Source organism: Nocardioides zeae (assembly GCF_010686755.1).
Classification (GTDB): domain Bacteria; phylum Actinomycetota; class Actinomycetes; order Propionibacteriales; family Nocardioidaceae; genus Nocardioides; species Nocardioides zeae.
In genome coordinates, this window is sequence record NZ_JAAGXA010000001.1 from 216176 (window position 1) to 228272 (window position 12097).

At 73.9% G+C, this 12097-nt stretch carries 11 protein-coding genes and 1 tRNA gene; 8 read left to right on the forward strand and 4 right to left on the reverse strand.

Annotated features, from left to right (window positions below; all coding sequences use genetic code 11):
- Nucleotides 1–19: 19 nt before the first annotated feature.
- The 4 genes from G3T38_RS01090 to G3T38_RS01105 are packed head-to-tail and all read right to left on the reverse strand — an operon-like array spanning nt 20 to nt 3256.
- Nucleotides 20–436 carry a Fur family transcriptional regulator gene (locus G3T38_RS01090; RefSeq protein WP_163770228.1) on the reverse strand — a complete coding sequence of 139 codons (417 nt, stop codon included), beginning with the start codon at nt 434–436 and terminating at the stop codon, nt 20–22.
- On the reverse strand, nt 433–1278 hold the full coding sequence (locus tag G3T38_RS01095; protein ID WP_174267470.1) for a metal ABC transporter permease: 846 nt from the start codon (nt 1276–1278) through the stop codon (nt 433–435). The genes G3T38_RS01090 and G3T38_RS01095 overlap by 4 nt, the downstream gene beginning before the upstream one ends.
- Nucleotides 1275–2213, reverse strand: a complete 939-nt coding sequence (locus G3T38_RS01100) for a metal ABC transporter ATP-binding protein (RefSeq protein WP_241728339.1) — start codon at nt 2211–2213, stop codon at nt 1275–1277. Before G3T38_RS01100 ends, G3T38_RS01095 begins: the two co-directional genes overlap by 4 nt.
- Nucleotides 2210–3256 carry a metal ABC transporter substrate-binding protein gene (locus G3T38_RS01105; RefSeq protein WP_163770229.1) on the reverse strand — a complete coding sequence of 349 codons (1047 nt, stop codon included), beginning with the start codon at nt 3254–3256 and terminating at the stop codon, nt 2210–2212. Before G3T38_RS01105 ends, G3T38_RS01100 begins: the two co-directional genes overlap by 4 nt.
- Before the next feature lie 158 nt (nt 3257–3414).
- Here G3T38_RS01105 and G3T38_RS01110 point away from each other — a divergent pair, with 158 nt between their 5' ends.
- The 8 genes from G3T38_RS01110 to G3T38_RS01145 all read left to right on the forward strand — a co-directional run bounded on the left by G3T38_RS01110 (nt 3415) and on the right by G3T38_RS01145 (nt 11956).
- On the forward strand, nt 3415–4812 hold the full coding sequence (locus G3T38_RS01110; RefSeq protein ID WP_163770230.1) for a glycine--tRNA ligase: 1398 nt from the start codon (nt 3415–3417) through the stop codon (nt 4810–4812).
- A 375-nt stretch (nt 4813–5187) separates the two neighbouring features.
- Nucleotides 5188–5499 (forward strand): hypothetical protein, encoded by a 312-nt coding sequence (locus tag G3T38_RS01115; RefSeq protein ID WP_163770231.1) that lies wholly within the window; start codon nt 5188–5190, stop codon nt 5497–5499.
- A gap of 45 nt (nt 5500–5544) precedes the next feature.
- Nucleotides 5545–6714: a tRNA dihydrouridine synthase DusB gene (gene dusB, locus G3T38_RS01120; RefSeq protein ID WP_163770232.1), complete on the forward strand. Its 1170-nt coding sequence runs from the start codon at nt 5545–5547 to the stop codon at nt 6712–6714.
- Nucleotides 6715–6840: 126 nt separating this feature from the next.
- The gene (locus tag G3T38_RS01125) at nt 6841–7959 is read left to right on the forward strand and encodes an SH3 domain-containing protein (protein WP_163770233.1); all 1119 of its coding nucleotides are present in this window, start codon (nt 6841–6843) and stop codon (nt 7957–7959) included.
- A gap of 31 nt (nt 7960–7990) precedes the next feature.
- Entirely contained in the window at nt 7991–9331 is a 1341-nt protein-coding gene (locus G3T38_RS01130; protein ID WP_163770234.1) for a deoxyguanosinetriphosphate triphosphohydrolase, read from the forward strand.
- Nucleotides 9332–9341: 10 nt separating this feature from the next.
- Nucleotides 9342–11237: a DNA primase gene (gene dnaG / locus G3T38_RS01135; protein ID WP_163770235.1), complete on the forward strand. Its 1896-nt coding sequence runs from the start codon at nt 9342–9344 to the stop codon at nt 11235–11237.
- A gap of 52 nt (nt 11238–11289) precedes the next feature.
- Nucleotides 11290–11733, forward strand: coding sequence for a hypothetical protein (locus tag G3T38_RS01140; RefSeq protein WP_163770236.1), 444 nt, complete (start codon nt 11290–11292; stop codon nt 11731–11733).
- Between the two features lie 147 nt (nt 11734–11880).
- Nucleotides 11881–11956 (forward strand) — tRNA-Asn (locus G3T38_RS01145).
- Nucleotides 11957–12097: the final 141 nt, after the last annotated feature.

A 12097-nucleotide genomic window follows, 5' to 3' on the forward strand; every position in this document is an offset into this window, starting at 1 on the left:
CCCGGGAGCAGGCGGTCGCTCAGGAGCAGGCGGGGCAGGTGCCGAAGATCTCGAGGGTGTGGCTGATGTCGCTGAAGCCGTGCTCGGCGGCGATGCCGGCCGTCCACCGCTCGACCGCGGGGCCCTCGACCTCCACCGTGGCGCCGCACGAGCGGCACACCAGGTGGTGGTGGTGCGTGGCCGAGCAGCGACGGTAGATCGCCTCGCCCTCCTCGCTGCGCAGCACGTCGACCTCGCCCGCGTCGGCGAGGAGCTGGAGCGTGCGGTAGACCGTCGCGAGACCGACGGACTCGCCCCGCTGGCCGAGGAGCGTGTGGATCTCCTGAGCGGAGCGGAAGTCCTCGAACGAGGAGAGCACCTCGCTGACGGCGCGGCGCTGGCGGGTCGGACGGGTGCCAGGCACCCCGGGCGACACGCGGGCGGTCGAGTCGGTCATGCGGACAACCTACGCCCGCGCTCCCGCCGTCGCAGCCAGGCCCCGAGGGGCCAGGCCAGCACGAACATCGCCAGCGCGAGGAGCACGATCGCCGGCCCGGGGGCCACGGTGGCGTGGAACGAGAGCTCCGCCGACACCAGGAGGCCCCCCACGCCGGCGAGCAGCCCGACCAGCATGGCGAGGAGCAGCGTGCCCCGGAACGAGCGGGCCACCTGCTGGCTCGCCGCCACCGGCACGACCATGAGCGCCGAGACGAGGAGCAGGCCCACGGTGCGCATGGCGACGGTCACGGTGACGGCGGCCAGCACGGCGATGAGCATGTTGTAGGCCCGCACCCGCAAGCCGGCCACCACGGCGAAGTCCCGGTCCTGCGCCACCGCGAACAGCTGGGGACTCAGCCCGAGGCCGAGAAGCACGACGGCCGCGGCGAGCCCCATCGTGAACCACACGTCCGCGACCGAGATCGTCGTGAGCGAGCCGAACAGGTACTGCTGCAGCCGCGCCGCGTTCTGCCCCGCGATGCCCGTGATCATGACGCCCGCCGCCAGGCCCCCGTAGAACAGCAGGGCCAGGGCCAGGTCGCCCGAGGTGTGCCCGCGCTCGCGGATGACCTCGAGGAGCAGCGCGCCGAGGGCGGCGACCAGCACCGCCGTCCAGGTCGGCGACCACCCCGTGAGGAGCCCGATCGCGACACCCGTCACGGCGACGTGACCGATGCCGTCGCCCATGAGCGAGAGCCGACGCTGCACGAGGTAGGTGCCGATCACGGGCGCGGCGATGCCGGTGGCGATCGCCGCGATGAGCGCGCGTTGCATGAACTCGTAGCCGAGGAGGTCGATCATCGCCGCGCCCCCCGGTCGCCCTCGCCGCCGTCGAGCGGGCCGACGACCCCCGGGGCGACGTCGGAGTGCCCGGGCGGGCAGTCGTGGGGCGCGCGCTCGTGGGCGTGCTCGTCACCGGGGTGGTGGGCGTGCCGGTCGTGCTCGGCGCCGTGGGGCAGGTGCTCCTCGACGGCGAGCGGGATGCCGGGCAGCTGACCGGGCAGGTGACCGGGCAGGTGGCCGGGCAGGTGGGCCGCGTGCACCTGCAGCTCGGTCAGCGGGAGCCCGTCGTAGGCCACGCGCCCGTCGCGCATGACGATGCAGCGGTCGATCAGGTCGCCGACGGCGCCGATCTCGTGCACGACGAGCACGATGGTCGCGCCCCGCTGCGAGAGCAGCCCGAGGGCGTCGGCCAGCGCTCGCTGGTTGGGCAGGTCCACGCCCGCCATCGGCTCGTCGAGGAAGAAGACGTCGGGCTCCGCGGCCAGCGCGCGGGCGATGAGCACCCGTTGCTGCTGGCCCCCCGAGAGGGCGGTCACGGTGTCGTGGGCCCGGTCCGACAGCCCGACGACCTCCAGCGCCTCCCGCACGGCACGCCGGTCGGCCTGCCGCGCCGGCCGGAGCAGCCGTCGCTGCGAGATGCGACCGGAGGCGACGACCTCGGCCACCGACGCCGGTACGCCGCTGGACGCGCCCGCACGCTGCGGCACGTAGCCCAGCCGGCTCCGGTCACGGAAGCGGTCGATCTCCGTGCCGAACAGGCGCACGGCGCCCGAGGCGGTGGGCAGGAGGCCCGTCATCGCGCGCACGAGCGTCGACTTGCCCGACCCGTTCGGACCCATGAGGGCGACGAACTCGCCGGCGTCGACGCTGACCGAGACGTCGCGGAGAACGGCACGGCCACCGAGCTCGACCGTGATCGAGTCGGTGGCCACGACGGGTGGAGCCTCGCTCAACAGCCGTTCGCCTCCACCAGTGCCTCGAGGTTGCTGCGCATGAGGGAAAGGTAGTCCTCGTCGGCCGTCTGGTCGGTGAGACCCTCGATCGGGTCGAGCACCTCCACCGCCAGCCCGGTGTCGGCGGCCAGGGCGTCGGCGTCGTGGCTCGAGGCGAGGCGCTCCGCGAAGACGGTCGTGATGCCGTCGGAGGCGATGAGCTCCTGCAGCTCCGCCAGCACGGCCGGCGTCGGCTCGGCGTCGGGCGTGATGCCGGTGATCGAGTGGAAGTCGAGGCCGTAGCGGTCGAGGTAGCCGAACGCGTCGTGGTTCACGACGACGACGTCGCGCTCGCAGGACGCGAGACCCGCGACGTACTCCTGGTCGAGGGCCTCGAGCTCGGCCCGCGCCGCGGCCGCGTTGTCCTCGTAGGTCCCGGCGTTGTCCGGGTCGAGCTCGGCGAGGCGCGCCGCCACGGCGTCGCCCGCGTCGGCGAGGCGCAGGGGGTCGAGCCAGAAGTGCGGGTCGACGTCGCCGTGGTCGTGGTCGTGCTCCTCCTCGGCGTGCTCCTCCTCGGCGTGGCCCTCGTCCGTGTGGCCCTCCTCGGCGTGGTCGTGCTCCTCGTCCGTGTGGCCCTCCTCGGCGTGGTCGTGCTCCTCCTCGGACGGGGGCAGCAGGTCGACGTCCGGGGCGAGGTCGAGGCTCCGGTCGCCGGCGGACTGCTCGACGGCCGCGTCGACCGACGGCTGGAAGTCGGACAGGTAGACGACGAGGCCCGCGTCGGCGACCTCGCCGGTCTGGGCGACGCTCAGCTCGAGGTCGTGCGGCTCGCCGCCCGGCTCGACCAGGTTGACGACCTCCACGTCGTCGCCGGCGACCTGCTCGGTGATCCAGGTCAGGGGGTAGAACGCCGTCACGACCGTCCCGACGTCGCCGGAGGCGCTGGCCCCGGCGCCGCCGTCCCCGTCGCCCAGCCCGAGGGCACCGCACCCGCTGAGCACCAGCGGCAGGGCGACGGCCGCACCGAGGGCGCGGCGGACGAGGGGGGAGCGTCGAGTAGGCATGAGAGCGATTCTCAAGATCGATGAGAACGCTTGTCAACTCGCCGGCCGTGTGACGTCCGACCCCGGGGGGTGCGATCGTCTCCGTCCGCTGCTCGATAGCCTGCTCCGTGCGGCCGGCAGCCAGCCGGCGTCCCGTCCCCACAGCAGGAGCAGCACTCGTGGCCAAGCCGCCCGCAACCACCGTCGACCACGTCGTCTCCCTCGCGAAGCGCCGAGGTTTCGTCTACCCCTGCGGGGAGATCTACGGCGGCACCCGCTCGGCCTGGGACTACGGCCCGCTGGGCGTCGAGCTGAAGGACAACATCAAGCGCCAGTGGTGGAAGGCGATGGTGCAGGGCCGCGAGGACGTCGTCGGCCTCGACTCCAGCGTCATCCTCCCGCGCCAGACCTGGGAGGCCTCCGGCCACGTCGCCACCTTCAGCGACCCGCTGACGGAGTGCCAGTCGTGCCACAAGCGCTACCGGGCCGACCACCTGCAGGAGGCGTACGCCGAGAAGAAGGGCCTCGACGACCCCGACGCCGTGCCGATGGCGGACGTCGTCTGCGCCAACTGCGGCACGCGCGGCGCCTGGACCGAGCCGAAGCAGTTCTCCGGCCTCATGAAGACCTACCTCGGCGTGGTCGAGGACGAGTCCGGCCTGCACTACCTCCGCCCGGAGACGGCGCAGGGCATCTTCCTCAACTTCGCCAACGTGGTGACCTCGAGCCGCAAGAAGCCGCCGTTCGGCATCGCGCAGATCGGCAAGAGCTTCCGCAACGAGATCACCCCCGGCAACTTCATCTTCCGCACGCGCGAGTTCGAGCAGATGGAGATGGAGTTCTTCGTCAAGCCGGGCGAGGACGAGGAGTGGCACCAGTACTGGATCGACGAGCGCACGCGGTGGTACACCGACCTCGGCATCGACCCGGCGAACCTGCGCCACTACGAGCACGCCAAGGAGAAGCTGTCCCACTACTCGAAGCGCACCGTCGACATCGAGTACCGCTTCGGCTTCGCGGGCTCGGAGTGGGGTGAGCTCGAGGGCGTCGCCAACCGCACCGACTTCGACCTCTCGACCCACGCGCAGCACTCGGGCCAGGACCTGTCGTACTTCGACCAGGCCGCCAACGAGCGCTACACGCCGTACGTCATCGAGCCGGCAGCGGGCCTGTCGCGGAGCCTCATGACGTTCCTGGTGGACGCCTACACCGAGGACGAGGCGCCCAACACGAAGGGCGGCGTCGACAAGCGTGTCGTGCTGCGCCTCGACCCGCGCCTCGCGCCCGTCAAGGTCGCCGTCCTGCCACTGAGCCGCAACGCGGACCTCTCGCCCAAGGCGAAGGCGCTCGCGGCCGACCTGCGGCGCAACTGGAACGTGGAGTTCGACGACGCCGGTGCGATCGGCCGCCGCTACCGCCGCCAGGACGAGATCGGCACGCCGTACTGCGTGACGGTCGACTTCGACACCCCGGAGGACAACGCGGTGACGGTGCGCGAGCGCGACACGATGTCGCAGGAGCGCGTCAGCCTCGACGGCATCGTGTCCTACTTCGGGGCGCGGCTGGCCGGCGCCTGATCGAGCCGACAGGCGGGCCGGGCAGCGCGTGCACAATGACCGCATGACGCGCTCCCGGTCCGCGCTCCTCCCCGTCGCCGCCCTCCTGGCGCTCACGGGCTGCGGCTCGGGCGGCCCAGGTGGTTCGGGCGGCGCGGGGTCGGACGTCGACGGTGGCCCGACCGTCGCCGTGCCCCCGCCGAACTCGGAGTCGACGACGGCGCCCGCGCTGCCGGAGGGCGTCTCCACCACGGCCGCCGGCACGGAGCTGCCGCTGGGGGAGTCGGCGACGGTCGCGTGGCGGGTCGGCGCCGACCGGCAGGCGGTCGTGGACCTGACGGTGGTCGGCGTGCAGCCCGCCCCCCTCGAGCTGTTCGACGGCTGCTCCTCAACGGCGTGGCGGACCAGGTCGCGCCGTACTTCGTCACCTACACCGCGGAGAACGTCGGCGACGACGACCTCGCGGCGGCGGCGATGCCGCTGTTCCTCGGGTACGGCGAGGAGGGCGCCCTCGTCGCCGCCTCGGGCTTCGCCGCGACGTTCGAGCCGTGCCCGAGCACCCCGCTGCCCACGCCCTTCGGGCCGGGGGCCACCACCGAGGGCTGCCTGGTCTACCTGGCGCCGAACGACCAGCCGGTCGCGGCCGTCGCCTTCCAGGCCACCGACGACGTCGCACCCGTGACCTGGGGCGCCGTCGCGCCACGCTGACCGCGACGATTCCGTGCCGCGCGCGCCGACGAGGACAATGGCCGGATGAGCACTGCGACGATCCCGGCGGGCACGGCGAGCCTCCCCGGCCCGCTGCACCTCGGTCCGCTCGTCGTCGACGTCCCCGTCGTGCTGGCGCCGATGGCGGGCATCACGAACGCGGCGTACCGGCGGCTCTGCGCCGAGCAGGGCGCGGGCCTCTACGTCTGCGAGATGATCACCAGCCGCGGCCTCGTCGAGGGGGACGCGACGACCCGGCGGATGCTCGTCTTCGACGAGCTCGAGACGACGCGCTCGGTGCAGCTCTACGGCACCGACCCGACGTACGTCGGCCAGGCGACGCGGATCCTCTGCGAGGAGTACGGCGTCGCGCACGTCGACCTCAACTTCGGCTGCCCGGTGCCCAAGGTGACGCGCAAGGGCGGCGGTGGTGCGCTGCCGTGGAAGCGTGGCCTGCTGGAGGAGATCCTCACCGCGGCGGTGCGGGCCGCGGAGCCGTTCGGCGTGCCCGTGACGATGAAGACCCGCAAGGGCATCGACGCGGACCGGCTGACCTACCTCGACGCGGGCCGCATCGCCCAGGAGGCCGGGTGCGCCGCGATCGCGCTGCACGGGCGCACGGTCGCCCAGGCCTACTCCGGAGTCGCGGACTGGGACGCGATCGCCGCGCTGGTCGACGCCGTCGACATCCCGGTGCTGGGCAACGGCGACATCTGGGAGGCCGGTGACGCCGTGCGGATGGTCGAGCACACGGGGGCCGCGGGCGTCGTCGTGGGTCGTGGCTGCCTGGGACGCCCCTGGCTGTTCCGCGACCTCGCGGCCGTCTTCTCCGGCGAGCACGTGCAGGTGCTGCCGACGCTCGGCGAGGTCGCGGCCATCATGCGGCGCCACGCCGAGCTGCTCGTCGAGCACGTGGGGGACGAGCTGCACGGCTGCAAGGAGTTCCGCAAGCACGTGTCGTGGTACCTCAAGGGCTTCCCCGCGGGCGGCGAGCTGCGCCGCGCCCTGGCGCTCGCCGCCTCCCTCGCGGAGCTCGACGAGCTGCTCGCGCAGCTCGACCCGACCGCGCCGTACCCCGTCTCCGAGCTCGGTGCCCCACGCGGCCGCCAGGGCTCGCCGCGCGAGCGCGTCGTGCTCCCGGAGGGCTGGCTCGACGACACCGACGGGCGTGACCTGTGCCTCGCCGAGGACGCGGGGGAGACCTCCGGGGGCTGACGCTCCGACGTCCGCCCTGGGGACGAGCGCTTGCCGACCCCCGGGGTGGGTGTGCTCTACTCGTCGGCGGCCCGGCACGACCTGCGGGGCCGCATCCCCCTGCCGGCAACCGAAGGAATCAGCGCAGTGGCCGAACCCAGCCACCAGCGGGACGACCGTCTCGCCCCGACGACCACCCCCTCCGACGACCCCTCCGACGCTCCCTCGCACGGCACCCCCGCCGGCCCGTCCGGCCGCCGTGCCGTCCGTGCGGTGTCGCTCCCCGGGCGCGTCCGAGCCCTGGCCCGCGAGGCCCGCGGCGTCGTGCGCGGCGCGCCCCGCCGGGTCGTCGTCGCCGGGCCCCTCGCGACGCTGGCGACCGTCGGCGTGGTCGCCGTCGGTGTCGGCTTCACCGACGCCGACCCCGCGCCCGCCTCGACCGCGTCGTCCCTGGCCGAGATCACCGACGTCGCCACGGCCCTCGACGACCGCGAGGCCGCGACGAGCCGCTCGGTCGACCGTGCCGCGCTCGCCGCGCAGGAGGCCGCCGGTTCCGTGCAGGAGCAGTACGACGCGTGGCGTGCCTCCGTCGACACCATCGCCGCCCAGCGGGCCGAGGCCCAGGCCGCGGCCGAGCAGCGCGCGGCCGAGGAGGCCGCCACCGCGGAGGCGGTGGCGAACGCGGACACGACGCGCTGGGCCACGACCGACCTCAACCTGCACACGACGGCGTCGCCCTCCGCGGAGGTCGTCGGCCTCCTCGAGGAGGGGGCGGAGGTGCTCGTCACCGGCCGCTCCGCCAACGGTCGCGAGGAGGTCGTCCACGACGGCGCCTCGCGGTGGGTGACGGCCGGCTACCTCGACAGCGAGGAGCCCGTGGCGGCCGCGCCCGGCGGTTCCGCCGCCGCGCGCGCGTCCGGCGGCGAGTGCACCACCAGTTCTACGCCCTCGAGCGTCTCGGCCAACATCGCGGCCCTCCACGAGTCGGTCTGCGCGGCCTTCCCGCAGGTCACCTCCTACGGCGGCTGGCGCGGCGACGGCGACCACGGCCGCGGTCTCGCGCTCGACATCATGGTGCGGGGCGACCTCGGCTGGGACATCGCCGAGTACATCCGCGCCAACTACACGCAGTGGAACGTCAACTACGTGATCTACGAGCAGAAGATCTGGTCGGTGGACCGGTCGAGCGAGGGCTGGCGGTCGATGGAGGACCGCGGCTCCGACACGGCGAACCACTACGACCACGTCCACGTCAGCGTCTACTGACCGGCTCGGGCGTCGTAGGGTCGGGCGGGTCATGACGACCCGACCCGACCCCGCCCCCACGGCCGATGCGCACGCCGCCGCGGCGTACGACGACGCCGACCGCGAGCGCTACCTGCCCGAGCCGCCGAAGCGGGTCGACGCCCCGCAGCGGGCGCCCTTCGAGCGTGACCGGGCGCGGGTGGTGCACGCCGCGTCGACGCGGCGCCTGGCCGCCAAGACGCAGGTGATGGGTCCGCAGACCGACGACTTCGTGCGGAACCGGCTCACCCACAGCCTCGAGGTGGCCCAGGTCGCGCGGGACCTCGCCCGGGCGATCGGCACCCACCCCGACGTCGCGGAGACCGCGGCGCTCGCGCACGACCTCGGCCACCCGCCCTTCGGGCACAACGGAGAGGCGGTGCTCGCCGAGCTGGCGGCCCCGTGCGGCGGCTTCGAGGGCAACGCGCAGACCCTCCGCCTGCTCACCCGGCTCGAGGCGAAGACGTTCGCACCCGACGGCTCCTCGGTCGGGCTCAACCTGACCCGGGCGACGCTCGACGCCTGCACGAAGTACCCGTGGGACCGCGCCTCCGCGCCCGCCCCCCGAGGCGTGCACGGCGACGGCTCGCCCCGGCTGGTCGTGAAGTTCGGGGTGTACGACGACGACCGCCCCACCTTCGACTGGCTGCGCCGCGGGGTGCCGGAGGCAGCCCCCCGCCGGCAGTGCGTGGAGGCGCAGGTGATGGACCTCGCCGACGACGTCGCCTACTCGGTGCACGACGTGGAGGACGGTGTCGCCGCGGGGCGCATCGACCTCACCGCGCTCGACCGGCACCGCGAGGGCCTGTGGCAGACGGTGCGGGACTGGTACGCCCCGGGGGTCGACGACGCCACGCTCGACGAGGTGCTCGCCGGGCTCCGCACGATGGGCTCGTGGCCGACCGCGCCGTACGACGGCACGCGCCGCTCGCAGGCCGCGCTGAAGAACCTCACCAGCGACCTCGTCGGGCGCTTCTGCGGAGCCGTGCAGACGGCGACCTTCGCGTCGCTCGACGGGGACGTGCCCGTGCGGCACTCGGCGGACCTCGTCGTGCCCGCGCGCACCGGGCTCGAGATCACCGTGCTCAAGGGCATCGCCGCCCACCTCGTCATGCGCACCGACGACCGCATCGCGCTGATGGGGCGGCAGCGGGAGCTGCTGGCCGAGCTCCTCGCCGAGCTGCTGCGGCGCGGCCCGGACGCGCTCGAGCCCGCCTTCGCCGAGGACTGGAAGGCCGCGGCCGACGACGCCGCGCGGCTCCGCGTGGTCGTCGACCAGGTGGCCTCGCTCACCGACGGCAGCGCGGTCGCCTGGTGGGGACGGCTGGCCGCCGGGCGCGGCACGCCCGCGTAGACTCCGCGACGTGGCGGGCAAGATCAAGGACTCCAGCATCCAGGAGGTCCGCGAGAGGGCTCGCATCGACGAGGTCGTGGGCGACTACGTCATGCTGCGCAACGCCGGCGGCGGCTCCATGAAGGGGCTGTGCCCCTTCCACGACGAGAAGTCGCCCTCGTTCAACGTCACCCCCGCCCGCCAGTTCTGCCACTGCTTCGGCTGCGGCAAGGGCGGAGACGTCATCTGGTTCCTCCAGGAGCACGACGGGCTCGGCTTCGTCGAGGCGGTCGAGCGGCTGGCGGACCGGTACGGGGTGCGTCTCGACCGCGAGGAGGGTGGCGAGCGCGAGCAGCCGGGGTCCCGGGGCCCCCAGCGCAGCCGGCTCGTCGAGGTCAACCGGGTGGCGCAGGAGTTCTACGCCGAGCAGCTCGCGACGCCCGCCGCCGTCGAGGCGCGCCGGTTCCTCGCCGAGCGGGGGTTCGACCAGGCCGCGGCCGCGCACTTCGGCCTCGGCTTCGCGCCGCGGGACGGCGACGCGGCCACCCGACACCTGCAGGGCCGCGGCTTCACCACCGACGAGGCCGTGGCAGCCGGGGTCACCGCCGTCGGACGCTCGGCCTACGACCGCTTCCGCGGTCGTCTGCTGTGGCCCATCCGCGACTCCTCGAACAGCACCATCGGCTTCGGCGCGCGGCGGCTCTTCGACGACGACCGGATCGAGGCGAAGTACCTCAACACGCCCGAGACGACGCTCTACAAGAAGAGCCAGGTGCTCTACGGCATCGACCTCGCCCGCCGCGACATCGGGCGCCTCTCGCAGGCCGTCATCGTCGAGGGCTACACCGACGTCATGGCCTGCCACCTCGCCGGCATCACGACCGCCGTCGCCACCTGCGGCACCGCGTTCGGCGACGACCACGCCCGGGTGCTGCGGCGCTTCATGCTCGACCACGACGAGTTCCGCGGCGAGGTCGTCTTCACCTTCGACGGCGACGAGGCGGGGCAGAAGGCCGCCGAGCGTGCCTTCAGCGGCGACCAGAACTTCGCGTCGCAGACGTACGTCGCGGTGGAGCCGAGCGGCATGGACCCCTGCGACCTCCGGCTCGCCCAGGGCGACGAGGCCGTGCGCGAGCTCATCGCCCGACGGGTGCCGCTCTACCGCTTCGTGCTCGCCCGGATCGTGGGCCGGTTCGACCTGGACCGCGCCGACGGCCGCATCGACGCCCTGCGCGAGGCCGCGAAGCTCGTGACCAGCGTGCGCGACCGTTCGAAGGTGGAGGCGTTCACGCGCGAGCTGGCCCAGATGATCGGCATCGAGGTGGACGAGGCCCGGGCCGAGGTCCGCCGTGCCCTCGCGCGCGGCCCCCAGAAGGCGCCCGACCGCGCGGCCCCCCAGCACCGCACCGAGGAGGCCGCGCCGGCGCAGGCGCCCCAGCGGCAGCTGCCCCCGCTGCGCGATCCGCGGTTCGCCATCGAGCGCGAGACGCTCAAGCTGGTCGTGCAGCACCCGGGCTCGGTCGGTCGCACGATCGACGACGTGGACGCGGACGACTTCACCCACCCGACGTACCGGGGGGTCTGGCAGCTCGCGGCCGAGGCGGGCGGGGTGACCGCGGGCAGCGCCGACCCGGCGTGGGTGTCGCGGCTGCGCGACGCGACGACCGACGAGGTGACGGCCCGGGCGCTGGGGGAGCTGGCCACCGAGCCGCTGATCGGCAACGCGAGCCCCGACCCGGCGTACGTCAACGCCCACGTCTACCGGTTGCAGGAGCTCACCGTCCAGCGGCGCATCGCGGACCTGAAGTCGAAGCTGCAGCGCACCAACCCGGTGGACGCGGCCGACGACTACAACCGGATGTTCGGCGACCTCATGGTCCTGGAGCAGCAGCGCCGCACCCTGCGCGAGCGCGCGATCGGCGGGTGATGCGGCGGTGGTCGGACTGCCCCGCACCCGTCGGACACCGAGCGGTGGTCGCATGCTGGCCGCCGCGGGTGGCGTGCTGGCCGACCGCGACGCTCTGCACCTGCCGGGGGAGCACGCAACCCCCGCCCGTGTGCCGTGGGAGCGGATCGACGCCGCCGAGTGGGACGCCGAGGCCGGCACGCTGACCGTCACCGAGGTCGCCCCCGACGTCGCGGCCGCGCCCCGTCACGTCGTGGTGGTCGACGAGGCCGACCCCCGCGCCCGGGACCGCCTGCTGCAGGTCGTGCGGGAGCGGGTCACCGCCTCCGTCGTGCTGCAGCGCCACGTCCGCGTCGCGGGCCGCGCCGGGCTCCACGTCGTCGCGCGGCGCCCGCCCGGCGGGGGAGCGCTCGCCTGGGGGTTCCGCTTCGACGTCGGGATCGATCCGGACGACGCCGCCGTACGCCGGGTCGCCGCCGAGGCCCTCGCCCGCGCGCGGGACGACGTCGGCGCCTGACCGGCGGTGCCGGGCGGTGGCCGGCGTGGCCGGGGTCGAAGAACGAGGTGGAAGAAAACGCGGACCCGGGAAAGCTCGGCCGGTCGCACCACCCCGATTCGCACCGGGGGTGCCACCTTGCTAGGCTCTGCCCGCTGTTGAGAGCGATCCCCCATAGCTCAACTGGCAGAGCAGCCGACTGTTAATCGGCAGGTTATTGGTTCGAGTCCAATTGGGGGAGCCAGCACGACGAGGGCCCGGTCGGAACATCGACCGGGCCCTCGTGCGTCCCCGGCCCTCCGCTCGTCCCGTTGCGGCCGTCGCGTCCGTCTCGACAATCGGGAGGTCCCGGCCCCACCTCCCCCCGCGGTGACCGGCAAGGTGG